The organism is Pontibacter rugosus, from assembly GCF_042678745.1.
Classification (GTDB): domain Bacteria; phylum Bacteroidota; class Bacteroidia; order Cytophagales; family Hymenobacteraceae; genus Pontibacter; species Pontibacter rugosus.
Map to the genome: position 1 here is coordinate 1 of NZ_JBHTLD010000364.1, position 2,564 is coordinate 2,564.

Below are 2,564 nucleotides of genomic sequence, written 5' to 3' on the forward strand. Positions count from 1 at the left end.
AGCACTTTATAGTTCTTTTTGCGTTACATAGATAACTAGTTACACCCAAACTAAAAGCTTATCATGTTGCACTCGAGTTTATTGTTTGTTCTGAATCCTATCTCCGGAGATGTAGAAAAAGCAGATTTGGAAGAGGATATTAAAAGCCTTTGCAATGAACACGGTATAAAGTATAAAATCTATATAACAACAGGCATTAATGATGAGGAGCAAATAAAAATTATACTTGATGAATATAAGTATGAAGCAGTGTATGCCATAGGAGGAGATGGCACAGTGAGTATGGTAGCCTCCCTGCTTATCGGCACAAGCATACCTTTAGGTATTATTCCTCTTGGCTCTGGTAACGGACTAGCGAAGGATCTTGGTATTCCACAGGATACGGAAGAAGCGCTTCAGTTGCTACACCACCATATAGTAGGTAATATCGATACCCTTACACTGAACGGTATGCCTTCCATACATCTTAGCGACCTTGGTTTTAATGCACTCGTGGTAAGGCGTTTTTGTGAAGGTGATACGCGCGGCCCCGGTGCTTATGCCTGGATAGCGATGCAGGAATACCTGAGTTATGAGCCCAAAAATTACAGGATAGAAACTGATACTGAGAATTTTGAAGGATTGGCTTTTATGGTGACAATAGCCAATGCGAACGCCTTTGGCAGTAATGCTAATATCAATCCAAGTGGCATCATCAATGATGGTCGATTTGAGATATGTTTGATAGAGCCTTTTCCTAGAAGTGCGGCACTCGGTATATTATACAAACTGTACACCGATAGTATAGATACAAGTGTTTTTAGCCGCACCATCACCTGTACACGAGCTAAAATCTATAACCTGGAAAACGAAGTAGTGCACATAGATGGCGAGCCTGTTGACTTCGGAGAAGAAATAGAAGTAATTATTCACCCCAAAAGCCTGAGGGTAATTTTACCAGCTGACGATGAAGATTAAAATATAATATACTGTTCTTTCCTATCGGATTACAAAGAACCTCTTCATTTCTACAAGTAAATGCGTAGGATGATTTCAGCTGTTAGAGACTGGTGCTCTTGTGATAATCAGATCTAACTTTTTCCTGAAAGCTACTTGACCTGTGGCAGCTGTTTCTGAAACTGCCAAACACTCCAGCCATACTTCTCCATTGCTGTAGTAGTTTAGTACAAATATGCCTAAGGCCTCTAAGGTAAAAGTGGCTTTTCCTCCCTTTTTTACAAAAGCTGTTTTACTGCCCGATCCACTGACTATGTAATGGTTTTTTCTCACTTCAAAGTGCTGCAGGTTATGATCGTGTCCAGCCACATAAATCAGGTTACTATACCTATGGAAAATGCGAAGCAGGCGTTTGCGCATCCGTTTATACTTGCGGTGCGACATATCTTCATAAGCTCCGAAAAATCGGCGGTAGAAAGGGTAAATGGATCCAAATACGGGCAATGGCACATAAATTCGTTTATGCATAGCAGTAAGCGGGAAAATATGCTGCTTCATGGTAAACTTACCGCCGTGCATGGCATTACTGTAAAGGGGGTGATGTGCCGCAATTAGAACCCGCTGGTGCGTGTTGCGCTTTAAAAGCTTGTTTAACTCCAGAAAAAATTCTTCGATGTGATTATAAGGGCAGCCGTCCTGCTGACCAAGCGGCGTTTCGCCACGCTGCACAAACCATTGCGTATTGATCACCACTAATAAAAGGCCATCAGCCAACTGAACACTACTGGGCCCAGGGCAGCCGTTAGGAGGGAGGTAGGCATCAGGGTCTGCTATGTGTTGGCGCACAAACTGCTCTTGTCGCAGCATCTGCGCATAGCCTCCTTTGCGGCCTTTCAGCCAATCGTGATTGCCACTTAAGAAAACGCCTCTGCCACTGAAATTCTTTACAGTATCTGTTAGCGTGCTCAAGCGAGCCTCGGCTGTAGCTCTATGCCTGTGCCCTTCCTCAGGCAAACCGATAGGGTAGATGTTATCCCCCAGAAATACCATGGTGCCTTTCTCCTGTGCTTGCTGCTGCCACTGTTGCACTAAGTTAAGTACTGGGTCAGTTCCGTCGGTTGCCAGAGCTCCTATGTCACCAATCATAGCAACTGAGTGAACCACTATAGCATCTTCTGCCGGAGTATAGCGCTGCCAGGTAACATCAGACAGCCGGTAGAATGGCTTACGTCTGTACTTTCGCTCCTGCCAATAGCTAAAGGCAAAAAAAACGACTAGTAATGTCGGGATGATAACCAGAAAGTATAGCAGCATAAGGGCAAGGACCTGTAAATCTAAAAATTAGGAGGAGTAAGATTCTTGAAATGACCATTCAACCGAACCCGATCTTTCAAACGCTCTGTTTCCGCTACAATCGGTAATATCTGTTTCAGATGCAGTAGAATAGTTTCCTGTCTTTCGCTTTCACTTAATATCTGAAGCATCGCATATTCTTGCTCTGTGTTCAGGCCCAGGTGGTGCGCTATATCATAGCTCTTAAAATCCTCAGGCAACTCACTATACAGTTTATCTAAACCCAGTGCATCGTAAAGCTTTTCAAGGTGCTCCTTTATCTGTAATTTAACTAT

The 2,564-nt window shown here is 43.4% G+C and carries 2 protein-coding genes and 1 pseudogene; 1 reads left to right on the forward strand and 2 read right to left on the reverse strand.

Annotated features, from left to right (window positions below; genetic code table 11):
- Positions 1–63 precede the first annotated feature (63 nt).
- Positions 64–957: a diacylglycerol/lipid kinase family protein gene (locus ACFQ2O_RS21155; protein WP_377532798.1), complete on the forward strand. Its 894-nt coding sequence runs from the start codon at positions 64–66 to the stop codon at positions 955–957.
- A 75-nt stretch (positions 958–1,032) separates the two neighbouring features.
- On the opposite strand, the gene ACFQ2O_RS21160 is transcribed toward ACFQ2O_RS21155, so the two are convergent.
- Both ACFQ2O_RS21160 and ACFQ2O_RS21165 read right to left on the reverse strand, forming a co-directional pair.
- A complete protein-coding gene (locus ACFQ2O_RS21160) occupies positions 1,033–2,250 on the reverse strand; it encodes a metallophosphoesterase (RefSeq protein WP_377532800.1) in 1,218 nt (405 codons plus the stop codon).
- 20 nt (positions 2,251–2,270) lie between these two features.
- Positions 2,271–2,564, reverse strand: a pseudogene (locus ACFQ2O_RS21165) (LON peptidase substrate-binding domain-containing protein); the annotation flags it as partial.